19 protein-coding genes are annotated in these 19,162 nt (G+C 73.6%); 7 read left to right on the top strand and 12 right to left on the bottom strand.

Going from position 1 to position 19,162, the window contains the following annotated elements; genetic code table 11:
• Positions 1 to 21: 21 nt before the first annotated feature.
• From ACIBUY_RS33330 to ACIBUY_RS33315, 4 genes are all read right to left on the bottom strand, one after another.
• Entirely contained in the window at positions 22 to 1,434 is a 1,413-nt protein-coding gene (locus ACIBUY_RS33330; protein ID WP_399154594.1) for an FAD-dependent oxidoreductase, read from the bottom strand.
• Complete coding sequence (locus ACIBUY_RS33325; protein ID WP_399154593.1) at positions 1,421 to 1,732, bottom strand: (2Fe-2S)-binding protein; 312 nt, start codon at positions 1,730 to 1,732, stop codon at positions 1,421 to 1,423. The genes ACIBUY_RS33330 and ACIBUY_RS33325 overlap by 14 nt, the downstream gene beginning before the upstream one ends.
• The gene (locus ACIBUY_RS33320) at positions 1,729 to 2,898 is read right to left on the bottom strand and encodes an NAD(P)/FAD-dependent oxidoreductase (protein ID WP_399154592.1); all 1,170 of its coding nucleotides are present in this window, start codon (positions 2,896 to 2,898) and stop codon (positions 1,729 to 1,731) included. The genes ACIBUY_RS33325 and ACIBUY_RS33320 overlap by 4 nt, the downstream gene beginning before the upstream one ends.
• A gap of 118 nt (positions 2,899 to 3,016) precedes the next feature.
• Positions 3,017 to 4,069 carry a chitinase gene (locus tag ACIBUY_RS33315; RefSeq protein ID WP_399154591.1) on the bottom strand — a complete coding sequence of 351 codons (1,053 nt, stop codon included), beginning with the start codon at positions 4,067 to 4,069 and terminating at the stop codon, positions 3,017 to 3,019.
• A gap of 295 nt (positions 4,070 to 4,364) precedes the next feature.
• Between ACIBUY_RS33315 and ACIBUY_RS33310 the strand changes: the two genes are divergently transcribed.
• The 3 genes from ACIBUY_RS33310 (at position 4,365) to ACIBUY_RS33300 (ending at position 8,233) form a co-directional block, all read left to right on the top strand.
• Positions 4,365 to 5,720 carry a uracil-xanthine permease family protein gene (locus ACIBUY_RS33310; protein ID WP_399154590.1) on the top strand — a complete coding sequence of 452 codons (1,356 nt, stop codon included), beginning with the start codon at positions 4,365 to 4,367 and terminating at the stop codon, positions 5,718 to 5,720.
• Positions 5,717 to 7,033 carry an amidohydrolase family protein gene (locus tag ACIBUY_RS33305; RefSeq protein ID WP_399154589.1) on the top strand — a complete coding sequence of 439 codons (1,317 nt, stop codon included), beginning with the start codon at positions 5,717 to 5,719 and terminating at the stop codon, positions 7,031 to 7,033. Before ACIBUY_RS33310 ends, ACIBUY_RS33305 begins: the two co-directional genes overlap by 4 nt.
• Positions 7,034 to 7,246: 213 nt before the next feature.
• Positions 7,247 to 8,233, top strand: a complete 987-nt coding sequence (locus tag ACIBUY_RS33300) for an isopenicillin N synthase family dioxygenase (RefSeq protein WP_399154588.1) — start codon at positions 7,247 to 7,249, stop codon at positions 8,231 to 8,233.
• 18 nt (positions 8,234 to 8,251) lie between these two features.
• On the opposite strand, the gene ACIBUY_RS33295 is transcribed toward ACIBUY_RS33300, so the two are convergent.
• Complete coding sequence (locus tag ACIBUY_RS33295; RefSeq protein ID WP_365572434.1) at positions 8,252 to 8,689, bottom strand: MerR family transcriptional regulator; 438 nt, start codon at positions 8,687 to 8,689, stop codon at positions 8,252 to 8,254.
• Between the two features lie 138 nt (positions 8,690 to 8,827).
• Here ACIBUY_RS33295 and ACIBUY_RS33290 point away from each other — a divergent pair, with 138 nt between their 5' ends.
• Positions 8,828 to 9,856: an oxidoreductase gene (locus ACIBUY_RS33290; RefSeq protein ID WP_399154587.1), complete on the top strand. Its 1,029-nt coding sequence runs from the start codon at positions 8,828 to 8,830 to the stop codon at positions 9,854 to 9,856.
• Positions 9,857 to 9,887: 31 nt separating this feature from the next.
• Here ACIBUY_RS33290 and ACIBUY_RS33285 read toward each other — a convergent pair whose 3' ends face one another.
• From ACIBUY_RS33285 to ACIBUY_RS33270, 4 genes are read right to left on the bottom strand one after another with little or no spacing between them, the layout of a single operon-like run.
• Complete coding sequence (locus ACIBUY_RS33285) at positions 9,888 to 11,015, bottom strand: XdhC/CoxI family protein (protein WP_365572440.1); 1,128 nt, start codon at positions 11,013 to 11,015, stop codon at positions 9,888 to 9,890.
• Positions 11,008 to 13,140: a xanthine dehydrogenase family protein molybdopterin-binding subunit gene (locus tag ACIBUY_RS33280; protein WP_399154586.1), complete on the bottom strand. Its 2,133-nt coding sequence runs from the start codon at positions 13,138 to 13,140 to the stop codon at positions 11,008 to 11,010. The genes ACIBUY_RS33285 and ACIBUY_RS33280 overlap by 8 nt, the downstream gene beginning before the upstream one ends.
• A complete protein-coding gene (locus tag ACIBUY_RS33275; RefSeq protein WP_399154585.1) occupies positions 13,137 to 14,129 on the bottom strand; it encodes an FAD binding domain-containing protein in 993 nt (330 codons plus the stop codon). The genes ACIBUY_RS33280 and ACIBUY_RS33275 overlap by 4 nt, the downstream gene beginning before the upstream one ends.
• Positions 14,126 to 14,692: a 2Fe-2S iron-sulfur cluster-binding protein gene (locus ACIBUY_RS33270; RefSeq protein ID WP_365572448.1), complete on the bottom strand. Its 567-nt coding sequence runs from the start codon at positions 14,690 to 14,692 to the stop codon at positions 14,126 to 14,128. The genes ACIBUY_RS33275 and ACIBUY_RS33270 overlap by 4 nt, the downstream gene beginning before the upstream one ends.
• Before the next feature lie 226 nt (positions 14,693 to 14,918).
• Between ACIBUY_RS33270 and ACIBUY_RS33265 the strand changes: the two genes are divergently transcribed.
• The gene (locus ACIBUY_RS33265) at positions 14,919 to 15,497 is read left to right on the top strand and encodes a TetR/AcrR family transcriptional regulator (protein ID WP_365572660.1); all 579 of its coding nucleotides are present in this window, start codon (positions 14,919 to 14,921) and stop codon (positions 15,495 to 15,497) included.
• Between the two features lie 3 nt (positions 15,498 to 15,500).
• Here the strand turns inward: ACIBUY_RS33265 and ACIBUY_RS33260 are convergent, their stop codons facing one another.
• Positions 15,501 to 16,286 carry a LysR substrate-binding domain-containing protein gene (locus tag ACIBUY_RS33260; protein ID WP_399154584.1) on the bottom strand — a complete coding sequence of 262 codons (786 nt, stop codon included), beginning with the start codon at positions 16,284 to 16,286 and terminating at the stop codon, positions 15,501 to 15,503.
• Between the two features lie 78 nt (positions 16,287 to 16,364).
• Between ACIBUY_RS33260 and ACIBUY_RS33255 the strand changes: the two genes are divergently transcribed.
• A complete protein-coding gene (locus tag ACIBUY_RS33255; RefSeq protein ID WP_399154583.1) occupies positions 16,365 to 16,772 on the top strand; it encodes a DUF5997 family protein in 408 nt (135 codons plus the stop codon).
• Here ACIBUY_RS33255 and ACIBUY_RS33250 read toward each other — a convergent pair.
• The gene (locus tag ACIBUY_RS33250; protein ID WP_399154582.1) at positions 16,717 to 18,024 is read right to left on the bottom strand and encodes an MFS transporter; all 1,308 of its coding nucleotides are present in this window, start codon (positions 18,022 to 18,024) and stop codon (positions 16,717 to 16,719) included. The two genes, ACIBUY_RS33255 and ACIBUY_RS33250, sit on opposite strands and share 56 nt — an antisense overlap.
• Entirely contained in the window at positions 18,021 to 18,614 is a 594-nt protein-coding gene (locus ACIBUY_RS33245) for a helix-turn-helix domain-containing protein (RefSeq protein ID WP_399154581.1), read from the bottom strand. The genes ACIBUY_RS33250 and ACIBUY_RS33245 overlap by 4 nt, the downstream gene beginning before the upstream one ends.
• Here ACIBUY_RS33245 and ACIBUY_RS33240 point away from each other — a divergent pair.
• Entirely contained in the window at positions 18,613 to 19,161 is a 549-nt protein-coding gene (locus tag ACIBUY_RS33240) for a GNAT family N-acetyltransferase (RefSeq protein ID WP_399154580.1), read from the top strand. The genes ACIBUY_RS33245 and ACIBUY_RS33240 overlap by 2 nt on opposite strands.
• Position 19,162: the final 1 nt, after the last annotated feature.

The following is a 19,162-nucleotide window of genomic DNA, read 5'->3' as shown; positions in this document are numbered from 1 at the left end:
TCTTCGATCACGGGGCTTCGCTTACGAGTCGGCTCCGGCATCCTCCCCGGCGCGGGCGAGCACGCCGAGCGGGACGGGACGGGCGAACGGCCGCCGGGCGGGGCACGGTTCGCAGCCGGCGAGGGCGGCGACCGCGGGCCCGCACATGCGGCCCTGGCACCAGCCCATTCCGGCGCGGGTGAGCAGCTTGACGGTGCGTACGTCACCGGCGCCGAGATGGTCCACGGCCTCGCGGACGGCACCGGCGGGCACCTCCTCGCAGCGGCAGACGACGGTGTCGTCGGCGAGTTGCTCGGCCCAGTGCGCGGGCGGCGTGTACGGCGCTTCGACGGTGGCGAAGAACCGCCGCAGCCCGGCCCGGGTCCGCGCCGCGGCGGCCCATGAACGCGTGTCGGGCGTACGGCCGTTGAGCCGGGCCGCGGCGGACAGGCCCGCGATCCTGCCCTCGGCGAGGGAGAGGGCGGCGCCGCCGATGCCGGTGGTCTCCCCTGCCGCCCAGACGCCGGGCACGTCGGTGCGCTGCTCGTCGTCGGCGTACACGGCAGGACCGTCGATGCGGCAGCCGAGCGCCTCGGCGAGGTCGGTGTGCGGCAGCATGCCGTGGCCGACGGCGAGGGTGTCGCAGGGGATGCGCCGCTCGGTACCGGGCCGCACCCGCCCGTCGCCGTCGAGGGCCGCGACGACCACGGCCTCCAGGCGGCCGTCGCCCTCGGCGGCGACGACGGCGTGGCGGACCGTGACCGGGACGCGGTGGCGGAGCAACTCGGCCGCGTACCGGGCGCCTTCGGCGAGCTTGCCGGGGTGCACGGCCAGTGCGGGGGCCCGCCGCGCGAACGCGTGGGGGTCGGCCGACTCGACGAGCGCGGCCACCTTCGCACCGGCCGCCGCGAGCCCGACCGCGACGGGCATCAGGAGCGGTCCGGTACCGGCGACGACAGCCGTGCGCCCGGGCAGCACGAGGCCGCCCTTGAGCATGGCCTGCGCACCGCCCGCGGTCACCACACCCGGGAGGGTCCAACCGGGGAACGGCAGGACCTGCTCGTAGCCGCCGGTGGCGATGAGGACGCCCGCGGCGCGCACGGTCGCGGGCCGCTCCTGCTCGGGCCCGAGCAGCGCGTGCACGACGTAGGAGGCGGCCGACTCCCGCTCCACGAACCACACATGATGATCCGTCAGGTGCCTGATGTGCCCGGTGACGGTGTGCCGCGCCAGTCCGTCGCGCAGTCGCTCCCAGGTCCGCCACTGGTGGTGCAGGGCCCCCGGGCGCCGGGCGCCGAACTCATCGGCGGGCTGCCGGTAGAACTGGCCCCCGGCCTGCGGGGCGGAGTCGATCAGCGTCACGTCCACGTGTCGGTCCGCGGCGGCGAGTGCGGCCGCGAGTCCGGCGGGACCCGCGCCGACGACAGCGAGACGGGGCCGCTCAGGGGGTGTCATGACCGTCCCCTTCCTGCGTACGCATGACGTCACCGGGTTCGGCGCGCACCAGGCAAGCCCGTTGGTTCGGGCGGCCGTTGACGGTGATCAGGCAGTCGAAGCAGACGCCGATACCACAGAACACGCCGCGGGGTTCACCGCTGCCGCGGGTGGTGCGCCAGGAGGTGACGCCCGCCGACCAGAGGGCGGCGGCCAGCGTCTGCCCGGGCAGGGCGCGGATCTCGCGGCCGTCGAAGGTGACCGTGAAGGCCGGGCCCGGCCGGGCCCGGACCAGGTCCAGGGGGGTGCGCGGTGTCACGCGGTCTCCTCGGGCTCGAAGCGGTGGGGGCGGAACGGGGTGAGATCGAGGTCGGGCGTCTTCTCGGTGAGCACCTGGGCGATCAGGTGCCCGGTCCCGGTGGCCAGGCCGATGCCCGCGCCTTCGTGGCCGCACGCGTGGTGGAGTCCCGGCACGCGCGCGTCGGGCCCGATCGCGGGCAGGTGATCCGGCAGGTACGGGCGGAACCCCAAGTAGCCGCGCATCGCCCGGACTTGGCCGAGGAAGGGGAACAGGCGCGTGGCGCCCGCGGCGAGCGCGCGGGCCACGGGGAGCGAGAAGGTGCGGTCGAATCCGACCCGCTCGCGGCTCGCGCCGATGAGGACCGGTCCGGCCGCCGTGCCCTCGACGACGGGCGAGGTCTGCAGGGCCGCGGAGTCGCTGGCCACGTCGGCGACGTAGTCCGCGGCGTACACCTTGTGGTGCACCCGGCGCGGCAGCGGCTCGGTGACCAGGACGAAGCCGCGCCGCGGGAGGACCGGCAGGGCGACTCCGGCCAGGGCGGCCAGTTCGCCGCCCCAGGTACCGGCCGCGTTGACGACGGCCGGGGCGTGGATCTCGCCCTGGTCCGTGCGGACTCCGCGCACCGCGCCGCCGCGCGTGCGCAGCACGTCGGTGACGGCCCATCCGGTACGCAGGCGGGCACCGGCCGCGCGGGCCATGCGGACCAGGTGGGCGGCGGCCAGGGAGGGCATGACCTGCGCGTCCTGCGGATAGTGGACACCGCCGGGCAGGCCTTCGGCGAGGTGGGGCTCCAGCGCGTACAGGGCGTCGGCGGCGACGGGCAGGGCGGTGACCCCGGCGGCGCGCTGGCCCGCGGCGAACGCCTCGAGCGCGGTGAGCCCGTCCGGGGCCGACGCGACGACGACGCCGCCCTTGGCCTCGTACTCGACGGCGTCGGCGACACTCGGCTCGGCGGCGAGCGCGCTCCACAACCGGCCGGAGAGCAGGGCCAGTTCGAGCTCGGGGCCGGGTTCCTTGTCGGACACCAGGAGGTTCCCCTCCCCCGCGCCGGTCGTGCCACCGGCCACGGGGCCGCGGTCCACCACAAGGACGTCCAGGCCCGCCCGAGCCGCGTACAAGGCGCTTGCCGCACCCACCATCCCGGCCCCGACGACCACGACGTCGCAGGTCAGTCGCTTGGTCACGGCAGTACTATGTCACATGCTTCAATCCTCGCCAAGGGTCGCGGGAACGGACGGCATCCGCACCACCCACAGAAGGCCCCGGCCGCGAACGGCCGGGGCCTTCAGAGCAACTCGGTGACTACATCAGCCCTTTCACGTTGTCACCGAAGGTCCATCCCTTCGAGCCGTCCCAGTTGATCGACCACGTCATCAGCCCCTTGAGCCCGCCGCCGTACGCGTTCCAGGCCTGGGCCACCTGACCAGTCGTCATGTAGCCGCCGCCCGCGCCTGGTTGGGCGGGCAGGCCCGGGACCTGCTTGTCGTAGGGGACCTTGATGGTGGTGCCCTGGACGACGAGGCCCTTGTTGAGGCAGTCCGTCTGCGCGGTGAAGCCCTGTACGGTGCCGGCCTCGTAGGAGTCGCCGGAGCAGCCGTACATGGAGCCGTTGTAGTACTGCATGTTGAGCCACCACAGGCGGCCGTTGTCGGCGTACTTCTTGACGATCGGCAGGTAGGCGCCCCAGATCGAGCCGTAGGTGACGCTGCCGCCGGTGACGTACGCCGTCTCGGGCGCCATCGTCAGGCCGAACCCGGCGGGCATCCGACCCAGGATGCCGTCGATGATGCGGATCAAGTTGGCCTGGGAGGTGGAGAGTTGGCCGATGTTGCCGCTGCCCGTCAGGCCCGTCTCGATGTCGATGTCGATGCCGTCGAAGTTGTACTTCTTCAGGATCGGGACGATCGTCTCGACGAAGCGGTCGGCGACAGTGGAGGAGTTGAGGTCGATCCCGGCCGCGGCGCCGCCGATCGACATCAGGATCGTCGCCCCCGCGGCCTTCGCCTGACACATCTCGGCCGGGGTCGCGACCTTCACGTTCGCGTCCATGCCGTCCTCCCACAGCGCGGTGCCGTCGGAGCGGATCACGGGGAACGCCGCGTTGATCACGTTGTAGCCGTGCTGAGCGAGCTCGGGGTTGGTGATGGGGGTCCAGCCGAAGGGCGGGTGCACGCCGTTGGCGGCGCCGTCCCAGTTCTCCCAGTAACCCTGGAGAACCTTTCCGGCCGGTCTCTGCTTTGTCGCGCAGGTGTCCGCGGCGGGGGCGGCGGGCGCCGCCACCAGGACGGTGGACAGGGCGGCGGCCGCCGCGAGGGCCGCGCCGAGGAGACGGGAGGTACGACTGCGACGGGACATGGGGGGCCTCCGCAGGGTCGCCGGACGAGTGGGGGATGGCGTTTCTGGCGTGTACGCGACGCACGGTAGAGAGGTCCAGACCTTTCGTCAATGGGTCTGGACCAATAGGGAGTTGCCACCCTCGCGGACCCGCGCGGCGGGATCCACGGCCGACCCGTGGCGGCAATGCCCGCGAAACACACGCTCCCTACGGTCGCCCCTACACCGGTCATGGCTGCAACGGCCGGTGGGCGCCCGCCCGTTCACCGGTCCGGCGCTAACCAGCCGTCTTCCACCGAGCTTTCAGGGAGGAACGATGGCTGTGGCCACGCACGCCGTCGCGACCGCACCGCACCCGCACCCCGTCGACGTCCGGCCGCCGCTGCGCCGCCTGGTGCCGTTGAGCCTGCAGCATCTCCTCGTCGCGTACGCGGGCATGGCGACGATGCCCCTCCTCGTGGGGAGTGCACTGCAGCTGCCCGAGGACCGGATACGTCTGCTGATCAGCGCGAATCTGCTGGTCAGCGGGCTCGCGACGCTGCTGCAGTCGCTCGGTCTTAAGTGGTTCGGGGCGCGGCTGCCGATCGTGATGGGGTCCACGTTCACCGCGATCACACCCGCCGTGCTGATCGGCAAGGAGCACGGGCTCGCCGCCGTGTTCGGGGCCACGATCGTGTCGGGCCTGGTGACCGTGGCGATCGCGCCGTGGTTCGGGCGGTGGCTGCACCTGTTCCCGCCGCTGGTCACCGGGACCGTCATCGCGGTGATCGGGTTCTCGCTCGTGCCGTCCGCGGCCGGGCTCGTCGCGGGCGGGGACGATTCGGGCGGTGGGCGCGGGCTCGCGCTCGCCGCGGTCACGGTGCTGCTCGTGGTGCTCGTCGAACGGCTCGCGCCGCCCGCGCTCGCCCGTTTCGCGGTGCTCGTCGCCCTGGCCGCGGGCACCGTACTCGCCGTGCCGCTGGGCCTGTTCGACGGTTCGCAGGTGGCGGACGCGCGGGTGGTGACCGTACCGGACCCGACCGCGTTCGGGGCGCCCACGTTCCTGGTGCCGGCGATCGCCGCGATGCTCGTCGTCCAGCTCGTGAACATGGTGGAGTCCGTGGGCGACACCCTCGCCGTGGGGCAGATCGTCGAGCGGGGCGACGACGCGCCGACCGTCGTACGGGCGCTGCGCGCGGACGGTGCGGCGACCGTGGTGTCCGGGGCGCTGGCGTCGTTCCCGATCGTGACGTTCGGGCAGTCGGTGGGCCTGGTGAGCGTGACGCGGGTGAGGAGTCGTCAGGTCGTCGCGCTCTCCGGGGCGTTGATGGTGGTGCTCGCCTTCGTGCCGGTGCTCGGCGCGGCCGTCGCCGCGGTGCCGGGGCCGGTGCTCGGCGGGGTGTCGCTCGTCATGTTCGGGACGGTCGGCGCGGTCGGTCTGCGCATTCTGTCCCGCGCCGACCTGACCGACTCCCGCAACCTCCTGACGGTCGCCCTCGCCTTCGCGCTCGGCATGATCCCCGTCGGCGCCCCCGACTTCTACGCGCCGCTGCCCGCCGCCGCACGCACGGTCCTGGACAGCGGCATCGCCGTCACCGGGATCGTCGCGTTCGCGCTGAACCTGCTGTTCCACCACACGCCGCACCGCCTGCCACCCCTCCTGTCCCGTCGCACGAAGGGCGCCGCCCGATGACTGTCGACACGATCACCGATGTCACCGTGTTCAGCGGAGGTTCCTGGCGTACGGGGATGGACGTGCACCTGGACGCGGGACGCGTCACCGCGCTCGTACCGCACGGTGAACTCCCCTACGGTCCCCACGTGTTGGACGGCAGCGGCGGACATCTCACGCCCGGTCTCGTCAACACCCACACCCACCTCTTCCAGGCCGGACTGCGCGGGATCGGCGAGGGCCTTCCGCTGCTCGCCTGGCTGAGCGCGGTCGGCGAGGAGGCGGCGCTCCTGACGCCCGAGCGGGCCTACGCGACCGCGGCCGCCGCCGCTGCAGAGGCGCTGCGCAGCGGCACCACCACGCTCGTCGAGCACATGTGGCCGCATCCGTCGCCCGAGGTCCATGACGCGGTGCTGCGCGCGCTGCACGACAGCGGCGTACGGGCCGTGCTGTGCCGGGGCGTCGCCGACCGCGCCGACCCGAGTCGCAAGTGGGGGTTCGATCCGCGGCTGATGCAGCCGGTCGACGAAGTGCTCGCGCACACGGACGAGTTGATCGCAGCGGCGCACGGCAGCCGGGTGTCGCTCGGCGTCGCCGTGCCCAATCCGCGCTGCCTCACCGAGCAGGGCATGGGTCGCGTGCGCGCGTACGCCGACGAGCGCGGGCTGCCCGTGTCGCTGCACCTGCTGGAGACGACGACGGACGATGCCATGTGCCGTGCGCACGCGGGGGTCGGGGCCGTCGCGTACCTGGAGCGGGCCGGGTTCCTGTGGGACCGGCTGCTCGCGGTGCACTGCGTGGAGCTCGACGCGGCGGGTCGCGCGACGCTCGCGCGGCACGGTGTCGGCGTCTCCTACAACCCGCTCAGCAACATGCGGCTCGGCAGCGGCATCGCCCCGGTGCCGGACATGCTGGCGGCCGGACTGCGGGTCGGACTCGGCGTCGACGGGGCCGCGAGCAACGACACCCAGGACATTCTGGAGGCGCTGCGCATGGGCGCGTATCTGCAGCGTGCCGCGCACAAGCAGGCCGATCTGTTCGGCTTCCCGGAGATGTTCGCGATGGCCGCGAACGGCGCGAACCGGGTCCTCGGCCTGGAGGAACGGCCCGACGGCGTACAGGTGGGAATGCAGGCGGACCTGGTGCTGCACCGCTTCGAGAAGGACTACGCGTGCCTTCCCGTACGCGATCCGGGAGCCACGCTGCTCACGTGCGCGGGCAGCCGGACCGTGGCCACGGTCCTCGTCGGGGGTGAGGTGCTCGTCCAGGACGGTGAGCATGTCCGGTTGTCTTCAAAGGAGTTGGCGGCCGGACTCGCGTTTACGGCCGCGTAACACCGTGATCGGCGGCGGTAACACGCGCCGGGCAGGCTGAACGCATCGCGCGGGGGTCCCGGAAACGCACCGGGACCCGTGCCAGCCCACGGCGCGCGGCCCACGAAGGGCCCGCCGCGACCGTGCCCGTGGACCTCTGGGCGTCCGCGGTGGGGATCGCAGGGGCGGTGACTGCATCCCGTACCCACGATCGCTTCGAGGAGCGACACCGCGATGACAGACACCACGTACGAGCTGGCCGAACTCGCCAAGGAGACCCGCATGGGCGGGGCCGGGACGGAGAGCGCCGACCGGGAGATCCGGCGCATCGACCTCACCGACTTCGACGCCCGCAAGGCCGCGATCACCGAGGAGCTGTGGGCCGCTGCCACGGACATCGGCTTCTTCCAGCTGGTGAACCACGGCATCGAACAGGACGCCGTGGACGGCGCGTTCGCCGACGCCGAGCGCTTCTTCGCGCTGCCGGAGGAGACGAAGGCGCGGCACGGGCTGAAGAAGGGCCTCAACTCCGGCTGGGAGTCGATGACCCAGGTCCGTCCGTCGATCGGGACGCCGGACCAGAAGGAGTCGTACCAGGTCACCCGGCCGCACATGGAGAACCTGTGGCCGGACGACGTACTTCCCGGTTTCCGGGAGCGCACGCTCGCCTTCGAGGGGCAGTGCCGGGACCTCGCGATGCGCGTCCTGTCCTGCTTCGCCGACCGGCTTGGCCTGCCGGACGGATTCTTCGCACGGGCCCACGACCCGGCGAGCCCGCAGTACCAGTCGACGCTGCGGATGCTGCACTACTTCGCCGTGCCCGCGGACGCCGAGATCCCGGCGAACGTCTGGCGGGCCGGGGCACACACGGACTTCGACTGTCTGACGCTGCTGTTCCAGCGGGCGGGACAGGGCGGTCTCCAGGTGTGCCCGGGCAAGGAGGCCGAGGCGCAGGAGTGGACGCCGGTCGAACCGGCCGACTCCGTGATCACCTGCAACATCGGCGACATGCTGATGCGGTGGAGCGACGACCGGCTGCCGTCGAACTTCCACCGGGTGAAGTCCCCCGCCCCGGGCGAGGACCGGTCGGCGCGCCACAGCATCGCGTTCTTCGCGCAGGCCGACCGTGACGTGGTGATCGAGGGGCCCGAGGGCCGCTATCCGCGGATCACGGCCGCCGACTACATCCAGCAGCGGATCGCCGCCAACTTCGCCCGCTAGCAACGCGCAAGACACGCCCTAGGGCGTGTCCGGGGCGGCCGTCGGGTCCCACAGCCCGGCGGCCGTGCCGCGCGCGACGTGGTCGGCGTAGACGCCGACCTTCCGGGCGATGACGGAGCGGCACTCCTCCAGGGCGCGGATCTGGTCCTCGACGCGGCGTTGGTGCGCGTCGAGGAGCCGCAGGCGCTCCGGCTCGTTGCCCGGGCCCTGCCGGACCAGTTCGGCGAACCGCTTCAGTTCGGCGAGGGGCATCCCGGACTCCCGCAGCCGGACGCAGATCCCCAGCCAGTCGACGTCGGTGGGGCTGTAGCGGCGGCGGCCGCCCGTGGTGCGGTGGACCGGCCCTACGAGCAGGCCCTCACGCTCGTAGAAACGCAGGGCGTGGACGCTCAGGCCGGTGCGGTCGGCGACCTCGCCGATGGCGAGCGATGCGGTGAGGGCCTGGGGCGTCGTCATGCGGGTCACTGTAGGGCTTGGTCCGGGGCTTGGTCCGGGGCTTGGTCCGGGGCTTGGTCCGGGGCTTGGTCCGGGGCTTGGTCCGGGGCTTGGTCCGGGCTTGATCTAGACCTCCCTCTAGCTCGTAGCGTTCCCGGCATGAGCATTCAGAGCACCCGGACCGTCCAGACCCTCCGGGCCACCCGGACCGTTCAGACCACCTCCGCACAGCACCCGGTCAACTCCCCCTTCTCCGCGGCCTCCACCGCCGAGGAGGTCATGGCCGGGGTCGACCTCTCCGGCAGGACCGCCGTCGTCACCGGCGGCTACTCGGGCCTCGGCCTGGAGACCGCCCGGGCCCTGGTGGCCGCCGGGGCCCGGGTCATCGTCCCCGCGCGCCGGCCCGAGTCCGCCCGGGAGGCGCTCGCCGGACTCGACAGTGCCGCCTGCGAAGTCGTCCCCATGGACCTCACCGACCTCGGCAGCGTCCGCGCCGCCGCCGCACACATCCGCGAGTCGGTCGACCGGCTCGACCTCTTCATGGCCGTCGCCGGGGTGATGTCCACCGCGGAACGGCGCGTCGGCCCGGGCTGGGAGTACCAGCTGACCGCCAATCACTTCGGGCACTTCGCCCTGGCGTGCGAGCTGTACCCGCTCCTGCGCGCCGCGCATGGGGCCCGCGTCGTCGTCTACAGCTCCGCCGGCCACGGCATCACCGACATCCGCTGGCACGACCCGCACTTCCGCACCGGCTACGACCGCTGGCACGCGTACGGGCAGGCCAAGACCGCCAACGTCCTGTTCGCCGTCCATCTCGACGCCCTCGGCCGCGGCGACGGCATCCGGGCGTTCGCCCTCCACCCGGGCAGCATCATCACCGGCCTCCAGCGGGAGCTGACGCACCGTGAGCAGGTCGACCTGGGCTGGGTGGACGAGCAGGGCACCGTGATCGGCGAGGGCTTCAAGTCCGCGTCGCAGGGCGCCGCCACCGGCCTGTGGGCGGCGACCTCCCCGCTCCTCGCCGACCGCGGCGGGATCTACCTGGAGGACTGCGAGGTGGCCCGGGTCACCGACGAGGACGGGCCGATGGCCGCGGGCCGGGTCCGCGGATACGCCGTCGGCCCGGCCTCGGCCGCGCGACTGTGGGAACTGTCCGTCGCGGCGACCGGGGCCGGGCCGATCGGCTAGGTCGAGCGTGGCCGGGCGGGCCCCGCGTCGGTCACCCGCGTCCCGCCACTCCCCGATGGATCGGCCCGTCGCCCCCGCGCAGCGCCGCCCCGCTCCCGCCGCGCAGCACCGCGACGATCTCCGCGCCGATCGACACGGCCGTCTCCTCGGGCGTACGGCCGCCGAGGTCGAGGCCGATCGGTGAGTGTAGCCCGGCCAGTTCGTGGTCGCCGAGGCCCGCTTCCCGCAGCCGCGTCAGCCGGTCCTCGTGCGTGCGCCGCGAGCCCATCGCGCCGACGTACGCGACCGGGAGGCGCAGCGCGACCTCCAGGAGCGGTACGTCGAACTTGGCGTCGTGGGTCAGCACGCACAGCACCGTCCGCTCGTCCGTGGCCGTGTCCCGCAGATAGCGGTCCGGCCACTCCACGACCACCTCGTCCGCCTCGGGGAAGCGGGTCCGCGTCGCGAACACGCCCCGCGCGTCGCACAACGTCACGTGGAAGCCGAGCAGTTTGCCGACCCGGACGAGGGCGCCCGCGAAGTCGACCGCGCCGAACACGATCATCCGGGCGGGCGGCACGCTCGACTCGACGAACAGGGTGACGTCGCCGCCGCACCGCGCCGAACTCTCCGGCACCGGGCAGACCCCGGTACGGCCGAGGCCGAGCAGGGCGCGGGCCTGCTCGGCGAGGCCCGGGTCGTCGGCCGAGCCGAGCCCGCTCTCGTACGATCCGTCGGGTCGCACCGCCAACAGGCCGCCGCCGTCGGCCAGTTCGCCGGGGCCCTCCAGCACGCGCGCGAGGGCCACCGGTTCTCCGGCGGCCGCCGCGGCGAGCGCCGACCGGAGCGCCGCCCGGGCGGAGGCGCCCGACCACACCGGGACGACGTGCACCTCCACTTCGCCGCCGCAGGTCAGTCCCACGGCGAACGCGTCGTCGTCGCTGTAGCCGAACCGCTGTCTGCGGACGGCCCGTTCGCGCAGGGCGTCGACGCACAGTTCGTAGACGGCGCCCTCGACGCAGCCGCCGGAGACGGAGCCGATGACCTCTCCGGCGGCGTCGACGGCGAGGGCCGCGCCGGGGGGACGGGGTGCGCTGCCGCTCACCGAGACGACGGTGGCGACGGCGAACTCCCGTCCCTGGCCGAGCCATTGGGTCAGCTCGGCGGCGAGGTCAAGCATCCGGCCGCCCGTCCTGCCGCGCCTCGGCGAGCAGCACCCGGTCGGGCCGGATCGGCAGGTCGCGGTGGCGGACGCCGGTCGCGTGCCAGACGGCGTTGGCGATGGCGGCGGCCGTGCCGACGATGCCGATCTCGCCGATGCCCTTGATGCCGACGGGGTCGTCCGGGTCCGGGTCGTCGATCCACTCGGCCCGGACAGCGGGCACGTCCGCGTGCGCCGCGACGTGGTAGCCCGCGAAGTCGGCGCCGACGTACCCGCCGGACGCCGCGTCGCGCACCGCTTCCTCGTGCAGGGCCATGGAGATGCCCCAGGTCATGCCGCCGACGAGCTGGCTGCGGGCGGTGAGCGGGTTGACGATGCGCCCCGCCGCGAAGACGCCCAGCATGCGGCGCACCCGTACTTCGCCGGAGAGCACGTCCACCGCGACCTCGGCGAACTGCGCCCCGTACGCGTACCGCTCCTTCTGTGCGAGCTGGGCGATCAGCGCCCCGGTGTCGGTGGTGGCGGTGATGCCGTCCTCGGGGATCTCCCCGGCCGCGAGCGGCAGGCGTTCGCGCAGGTCACGGGCGGCCGCCATGACCGCCCAGCCCCAGGACCTGGTACCCATGGAGCCGCCCGCGACCCAGGCGTTCCCGAAGTCGGAGTCGGCGATCCGTACGCGCACCCGCTCCGGCGCCACTTCGAGCGCTTCGGCGGCGATGAGGCCGAGGGCGGTGCGGGCGCCGGTGCCGACGTCGGACGCGGTGATGCGGACGGTGAAGCTGCCGTCGGCCTCGGCGGTCACGGACGCCGTGGAGGGGGCCGCGCCGGAGGGGAACGTGGACGCGGCGGTGCCGGTGCCGAGCAGCCAGCGCCCGTCGCGGCGCACCCGCGGACGCGGGTCGCGCTCCGCCCAGCCGAACAGCCGCGCGCCCTCCTCGAAGCAGCCGAGCAGATTGCGGCTGCTGAACGGCAGCCCGGACACCGGGCCCACCGTCGGTTCGTTGCGCACGCGCAGCGCGATCGGGTCGATGCCGAGTCGCTCGGCGAGTTCGTCGAGCGCGGACTCCACGGCGAACGAGCCGGGGGCCTCGCCTGGCGCCCGCATCCAGGTGGGCGTCGCGACGTCCACGGGGACGACCCGGTTGACGGTGTGGTGGGCGTCGGCGTCGTACATGCTGCGCCCGAACCCGGCGCCGCCCTCGACGAATTCGCGCAGGTTCGACGTCAGGTTCAGGTGCTCGTGCCCGAAGGCGCGCAGCCGCCCGTCCGCGTCGGCACCGAGCCGCACCCGCTGTGCGGTGGGGCTGCGGTAGCCGGTGGTCGCGAAGACCTGACGCCTCGTCAAGACCACGCGTACGGGCCGCTGCAGCTCGGTCGCGGCCATCACCGCGGCCACGTGGTGCGCGCGAAGGCCCTTGGAACCGAAGGCGCCGCCGACGTGCTCGGAGCGGACGTGGACGGCGGAGGTGTCGAGCGAGAACAGGTTCGCGAGGTCGTCGGCGACCCACTTGCTGCCCTGGTTGGAGTCGAACAGCTCCAGGCGTCCGTCGTGCCAGCGCACCGTCACCGCGTGCGGCTCCATCGCGGTGTGGTGCTGCTCGGGCGTCGTGTACGCGGCGTCCACCACCGCGGCGGACGCGGCGAGTTGGGCGTCGAGGTCACCCTTCGCCGTCTCCATCTCCGGCGGGGTGTAGACGCCGGGGCGGCCGGCGTGGAAGGCGACGTCGTGCGGCTCCTGCGCGTACGTGACGACGAGCGCCTCGGCGGCCTCCCGCGCCTGTTCGGAGGTCTCGGCGACGACGAGGGCCACGGGCCAGCCCGCGTGCGGCACCCGGTCGTGCTGGAAGACCTCGACGATCGGGTCGGGCCGGCCGAGCGCGCCGACGACGTCGTCCTTCACCCGTGGCGCGTTCCCGTGGTGCAGGACCGTCAGGACTCCGGGCAGGGCGCGCACCGCCGCCTCGTCGATCGACGTGATCCGGCCGCGGGTCACGGTCGACAACACCAGCCAGCCGTGGGCGAGTTCGGCGAAGGGGATCTCGCCCGCGTACCGTGCGGCCCCTGTGACCTTGTCGAGGGCCTCGACGCGGGTGTGCGCGACACCGACCGCGTCCGGCTTCACCGTGGTGGACGCTTGGGTCATCGGGCCGTCTCCTCACTGAGTTCGGTGAGCATCGCCACGACCAGGTTGCGGATCAGCGGCAGCTTGTACGCGTTCTGCTCCAGGGGGCTCGCCGCGGCGAGCTCGGCGTCGGCCGCGGCCGCGAACGACGCGCCGTCCGCGGGCGATCCGATCAGTGCACGCTCCGCCGCGCGGGCCCGCCACGGCCGGGACGCGACCGCGCCGAAGGCCAGCCGGGCGTCCCGTACGACGCCGTCCTGGACGTCGAGCGCGGCGGCCACGGAGCCGATGGCGAAGGCGTACGAGGCGCGCTCGCGGACCTTGCGGTAGCGGGAGCGGGCGGCGACGGGAGCGGGCGGCAGGGTGACCGAGGTGATGAGCGCGCCGGACGGCAGCGCGGTCTCCAGGTGCGGGGTGTCGCCGACGGGACGGTAGAAGTCCGCGAGGCTCAACTCCCCTGCCCCCTCGGCCGTTTCGTAGTGCACGACGGCGTCGAAGGCGGCGAGGGCGACGCCCATGTCCGACGGGTGCACGGCCACGCACGCCTCGCTCGCGCCGAGGATCGCGTGGTTGCGGTGCTCGCCCGCGAGGGCGGGGCAGCCGCTGCCGGGCACCCGCTTGTTGCACGGTTTGCTGACGTCGGTGAAGTAGCCGCAGCGGGTGCGCTGCAGGAGGTTTCCGGCCACGGTCGCCATGTTGCGCAGCTGCCCGGACGCCCCGGCGAGCACGGCCTGGCTCAACGCCGGGTAGTTCAGGCGCACTTCGGGGTGGGCCGCGAGGTCGCTGTTGGTGACGGTGGCGCCGATCCGCAGCCCGCCGTCACCGGTCGGCTCGATGCGGTCCAGGGGCAGTTCGCGTACGTCGACCAGGCGGGCGGGGCGCTCGACCCCGGCCTTCATCAGGTCGACGAGGTTCGTGCCGCCGCCGAGGAAGCGCGCCTCGGGGTCGGCGCCGAGCACCGCCACGGCGCCCGGGACGTCCAGCGCCCGCTCGTATCCGAACTCCCTCACGCCACCGGCTCCTTCACGCTCTGCGCCGCACCGTCGGCGGCCTGGGCGACGGCCTTCACGATCTGTGCGTACGCGCCGCAGCGGCACAGGTTGCCGCTCATCCGCTCCCTGATCTCGTCCGGCGTCAGCCGTGGCGGCCCGGCCTGCGGCCGCACGTCCTCGGTGGCCGCGCTCGGCCAGCCGTCCGCGTGCTCCTGCAGCATGCCGAGGGCCGAACAGATCTGGCCGGGCGTGCAGTAGCCGCACTGGAAGCCGTCGAGCTCGACGAACGCCTGCTGCACCGGGTGCAGTTCGCCGCCTTCCGCGACGCCTTCGATCGTGGTGATCTCCCGCCCCTCGGCGGCGACCGCCAGCTGCAGACAGGACACGGCCCTGCGGCCGTCGACGAGCACGGTGCACGCGCCGCACTGCCCCTGGTCGCAGCCCTTCTTCGTCCCGGTCAGATCGAGGCGCTCGCGCAGGGCGTCGAGCAGGGTGGTGCGGTGGTCGACGGGCAGCGTGAACTTCTCTCCGTTGACGTGCAGGGTGATCGAACTGGACGTAGAGATGCCCGCTGGGGCCATGAGCAGCCTTCTTTCGCGAATCCGGTGCGAGGAGAATGAGCGCTGTACGGACGAGCCGCGACGGACACGGGGTTCAGGATCCACCGTGTACGCCACTATGGTGAGGGAGGCCTAAGCGGACAGCTGTCCGCTCTCCCGGCACGAACGTAGTGGACAACTGTCCGCCCAGCAAGGGCGTTTACGCGCCACGGCCCCAGGAGGACGCGTGCGGCAGCCGAAGAAGCAGATGCCCCTGCGCTCGGACGCACAGCGCAACCGCGAGCGGATACTCGAGGTGGCGCTCGCCGAGCTGACGTGCTCGGCGGACGCCCCGCTGAGCACGATCGCGCGCAAGGCGGGTGTCGGACAGGGCACGTTCTACCGGAACTTCCCGAGCCGGGAGGCCCTCGTCCTGGAGGTGTACCGCTACGAGGTGCAGCAAGTCGCCGAGACCGCCGCCCAGTTGCTGTGCACGCGCCCGCCGGAAGTGGCGCTGCGCGAGTGGATGGACCGGCTCGCCCAGTACGCGATGGCGAAGGCGGGCCTGGCGGACGCGCTGCGCGAGGCGACGACCGCACGCGGCACGCTCAAGAGCCTGGCGCACGGCCCGCTGACCGAGGCGGTGACGACGCTGCTCGCGGCGAACGCGCGGGCGGGCACGATCCGGCCGGGGGTCACCCCCGACGACTTCATGCTGGCGATCGCGGGCCTGTGGCTGGTCGACCCGCACAGCGACTGGCAGTCCCGTGCGGGGCGGCTGCTCGACCTGGTGATGGACGGGCTACGGGCCGGAGCACCGGGGGCGCCCCCGCCGGACACGCCCTAGGCGCTACTTCTTGCGCGGCTTGCCGCGCTTGCCGCCCTGCTGCTTACTGCCCTGCTGCTTGCCGCCCTGCTTCGCCCCGGGCTTCGGCCGGGCCGCGCCCCGCGCCGGCGCCTTGCGGGCTCCGGCGGGCGCGGGCTTCTTCTTCGGCTGCGGGGCCGGGGCCTGGGTGCGGCCCCGGGAGCTGTTCACCGTCCGGCCGCGCACGATGCCGATGAAGTCCTCGACCTGGTCGGTGGTGCGCTCCTGCGGCCAGGCGAGCGCGATGTCCGATCCCGGCGCGTCCGTGACCGTGCGGTAGGTGAGGTCGCGGCGGTGGTGCAGGCGGGCCAGGGACTGCGGCACGACGAGCAGGCCCACGCCCGCGGCGACCAGCTCGATCGCGTCGGCGGTGGTGGCGGGCCGCTCGAACGCGGGCTGCCCCGGCGGTTGTTCCCACTCCAGTACGTCGTCCAGGGGGTGCTGCACGATCTCGTCGGCCAGGTCGGCGAGCGTGACCTCTTCCACCGCGGCCACGACGTGGTCCTTGGGGACGATCACGACGGTCGTCTCGGTGTAGAGGGGGATGGCGCTGAAGAACGTACGGTCCACGGGCAGCCGGACCAGACCGGCGTCCGCGTCGCCGCGCCGCAGCACGTCCGACGCCTCGTCTGCGGCCACCGGGACGAGGGCGAGGGGCGTCTCGGGCAGGCGCTCGTTCCAGATCCGCACCCATTTGGCGGGGGTCGCCCCGGGCACGTACGCGAGCCGGAACGACGGGGGCGGGGTGGGGGTGTTCTCCGTGCCTGTCACGCCGCAAGGCTACCCGTCGTGGCCGGGCGTGGTCGGGCGCGGTCAGCGTCGTCCCGTGCGGTCGATACCCTTGACCTCATGAGTTCGCACCAGAGCGCCCAGACCATGAAGCCCGCCACGGCGGCGAAGAAGCTGGGCGTGTACCTCGAGGCCACGCCCGCCGAGTTCCGTGAGGGCGTCGTCTCCCGCAGTGAGCTGAGCGCGCTGCAGACCGACCCGCCGCAGTGGCTGCTCGACCTGCGCGCGAGCGGCCCGCACCCGCGCCCGGTGGTCGCGGAGAAGCTCGGCATCTCCATCGCGGGCCTGGCCCGCGGCGGTGTCACCGAAGCGCTCACCACCGAGCAGATCGACGCCCTCAAGGCCGAGAACCCCGAGTGGCTGCAGAAGGAGCGCGCCACGCAGTCGGAGGTCCGCAAGGAGAACGTGCGGGTCAAGAAGCTGCACGCCGAGCAGGCCGAGAAGCGGGCGCAGCGCGCCGAGGACTGAGCAGTGCCAACAGGTGGCCGGGACGTCCGCGTCCCGGCCGCTTCTCGTTGTGCCCCGGCGATGCGGGGTCGGGGTCGTCCCCGGGGGTCTCGGGGTCGCGCCGCAGGGAGAGCAGTCCGGCCAGCACCAGTGCGCCCAGCACGGCGCCGGACGCCGCGGGCCAGCCGCCGGTCTCGATCAGGGGCGCGGCGAGTGCGGAGCCGATGACGCCCGCGAGGAAGTAGAGCAGCAGGTAGACGCCGGCGAGGCTGCCGCCGCGGCGGGGGTCGACGGCGAGGATCCGGGCCTGGTTGGCGGCCTGCGCGGTGAAGCAGCCCGCGTCGACGAGGGCGAGCGCGGCCACGGTCACGGCGGGCCGGTCCAGGCCGGTGCACAGCAGGGCCGCCCCGGTGGCGGCCGCGGCCATGCTCGCGCAGATCACGACGCGCGACCCGAACCGGTCACCGAGTCGCCCGGCGACGGGCAGCGCCGCGAAGCCGAGCGCTCCGGCCAGGCTGTACAGGCCGATGGTGGCGGCGTCGAGGTCGTACGGCGGCCGGGACAGGCGGACGGTGAGCGCGACCCAGACGAGGCTGAACGCGAAGTACCAGAGGCTGCCGCGCACCACGGCCCGGCGCAGCGCCCCGTAGCGGCGCAGCAGCGTGGGCAGGGCGGTCAGCGTCGCAAGACAGCCGGTGGCGGGCGGCTGAGGGCGCTCGCCCGGCAGCCGCAGCCACGCCCCGGCCGCACACAGCAGCACGAGCCCGGCGAACGCGAGCAGCATCCCGCGCCAGCCGAGTGCGTCCGCGAGCGCGCCGCCGACCAGCCGGCTGAGCAGGATCCCGGCGGACATCCCGGCGGCGACGAGGGCGATCGCCGCCCCGCGCCGCTGCCCGGGCACCCCGCGCCCGGCGATCGTGGAGGCGCCCGCGCTGACGCTCGCGCCCGCGCCGATCACCACGTACGCCACGACGAGGACCCCGATGCCCTGCGCGACTGCCGCCAGGATCAAGCCGGTTGAGAGCAGGACGAGCTGTCCGGTGACGAGGCGGCGGGGCGCCGCGCGGTCGACGAGCGGCAGCAGGAGCGCGAACCCGGCCATGCAGCCGGTGAGCGCCGCGGTGGTGACGAGCCCGATCGCGGCGGCCGAGGTCCCGGTGGACCGGGCGACGTCGCCGAGGGCGGGCTGGACGGCGTAGTTGTTGGCGAGGGCGATCCCGGCGGTGGCGGCGAGCAGCCCCACGCTCCCGCGCCGCAGGCCCGTCGCGCTCACGGCGCCTCCCCGCGCACGAGGACGACGACGTAGCGGCACGCGCGGTCCGTCGCGTTGACAAAGACGCAGGGGGCGGGGCGGCCGAGTTCGACGGTGTCGCCGGGTTCGAGTTCGTGGACCGTCTCGCCCTCGTGGAAGGTGAGGTGCCCCTCGACGACCCAGATGAGCTGGCGGTGGAACGCGAACGCCGCCGCGGGGTACGGGACCCGCGCCCCGGCGGGCAGGTCGATCTCGGCCACCTCGGCGGGGAAGCCGGGCCCGGAGAGCTGACGCCTGGCGTACCCGGTCTCGGGGTCGTGCCACTGCGGGGCCCCGGCCGCGCGCCGCACCCGGTCCCCGTCTCCGTGGCCGGTGTCCGGGGTCTCCGGGTCGAGCAGGGTGGCGACGCTGAGCCGGAACGCCGCCGAGAGCTTGCCGAGGACCACGGCCGTCGGATTGCTCTCGCCGCGCTCGATCCGGTTGATCATCGCCCGGGACACCCCCGACGCCCCGGCCAGCTCGGACAGCGTCCAGCGGCGCCGGTCCCGCTCGGCCCGGACACGGGCACCGATCCGTTCGACCAACGGGTCCCCGTCTACGATGTTGGACATGGATCTACGATACGAGACGGGGCGGCCGGCGGTGACGGTCCGCCCGGCCCTTTCCGGGGACCTGGACGCGGTCCTCGCCATCCGCAACCACGCCATCGAGCACGGGACGGCGCTGTGGACCGACACCCCGCAGTCCCGTGACGAGGGCGCGGCCTGGCTCGGCGCGCACCTGGGGCGCGGCAGCGCGTACGTGGCCGAGGCGGACGGCTCAGACGGATCGGACGGATCGGACGGCTCAGTCGTCGGGTTCGGGGTGTACGGGCCCTGGAAGGACTACTCCGGCTTTCGGCACACGGTCGAGAACTCGGTGTACGTCGCCGATGGCCACCACGGCCGCGGCATCGGGAACGCCCTGCTCGCCACCCTCGTCACGTCCGCCACGCAGGCGGGTCTGCACGTGATGATCGCCGGCATCGAGGCGGGCAACGCCGCCTCGATGCGGCTCCACGAACGGCACGGCTTCGAGCACGCGGGCACCGTCCGCGAGGTCGGTACGAAGTTCGGACGGTGGCTCGATCTGACGCTGATGCGGCGGCAGTTGAGCTGAC

Source organism: Streptomyces sp. NPDC050085 (assembly GCF_044460595.1).
GTDB lineage: Bacteria > Actinomycetota > Actinomycetes > Streptomycetales > Streptomycetaceae > Streptomyces.
Note: the sequence above shows the minus strand (reverse complement) of the source record. Positions and strands in the feature narration are given on the sequence as shown.

Excerpts from the sequence above, each read along its gene's own strand:
- ACIBUY_RS33270 (WP_365572448.1), bottom strand. The coding sequence starts at position 14,692 with ATGGCCCCAGCGGGCATCTCTACGTCCAGTTCGATCACCCTGCACGTC.
- ACIBUY_RS33310 (WP_399154590.1), top strand. The coding sequence starts at position 4,365 with ATGGCTGTGGCCACGCACGCCGTCGCGACCGCACCGCACCCGCACCCC.
- ACIBUY_RS33305 (WP_399154589.1), top strand. The coding sequence starts at position 5,717 with ATGACTGTCGACACGATCACCGATGTCACCGTGTTCAGCGGAGGTTCC.
- ACIBUY_RS33315 (WP_399154591.1), bottom strand. The coding sequence starts at position 4,069 with ATGTCCCGTCGCAGTCGTACCTCCCGTCTCCTCGGCGCGGCCCTCGCG.
- ACIBUY_RS33330 (WP_399154594.1), bottom strand. The coding sequence starts at position 1,434 with ATGACACCCCCTGAGCGGCCCCGTCTCGCTGTCGTCGGCGCGGGTCCC.
- ACIBUY_RS33240 (WP_399154580.1), top strand. The coding sequence starts at position 18,613 with ATGGATCTACGATACGAGACGGGGCGGCCGGCGGTGACGGTCCGCCCG.
- ACIBUY_RS33245 (WP_399154581.1), bottom strand. The coding sequence starts at position 18,614 with ATGTCCAACATCGTAGACGGGGACCCGTTGGTCGAACGGATCGGTGCC.
- ACIBUY_RS33285 (WP_365572440.1), bottom strand. The coding sequence starts at position 11,015 with ATGCTTGACCTCGCCGCCGAGCTGACCCAATGGCTCGGCCAGGGACGG.
- ACIBUY_RS33300 (WP_399154588.1), top strand. The coding sequence starts at position 7,247 with ATGACAGACACCACGTACGAGCTGGCCGAACTCGCCAAGGAGACCCGC.
- ACIBUY_RS33265 (WP_365572660.1), top strand. The coding sequence starts at position 14,919 with ATGCCCCTGCGCTCGGACGCACAGCGCAACCGCGAGCGGATACTCGAG.
- ACIBUY_RS33280 (WP_399154586.1), bottom strand. The coding sequence starts at position 13,140 with ATGACCCAAGCGTCCACCACGGTGAAGCCGGACGCGGTCGGTGTCGCG.
- ACIBUY_RS33255 (WP_399154583.1), top strand. The coding sequence starts at position 16,365 with ATGAGTTCGCACCAGAGCGCCCAGACCATGAAGCCCGCCACGGCGGCG.
- ACIBUY_RS33290 (WP_399154587.1), top strand. The coding sequence starts at position 8,828 with ATGAGCATTCAGAGCACCCGGACCGTCCAGACCCTCCGGGCCACCCGG.
- ACIBUY_RS33295 (WP_365572434.1), bottom strand. The coding sequence starts at position 8,689 with ATGACGACGCCCCAGGCCCTCACCGCATCGCTCGCCATCGGCGAGGTC.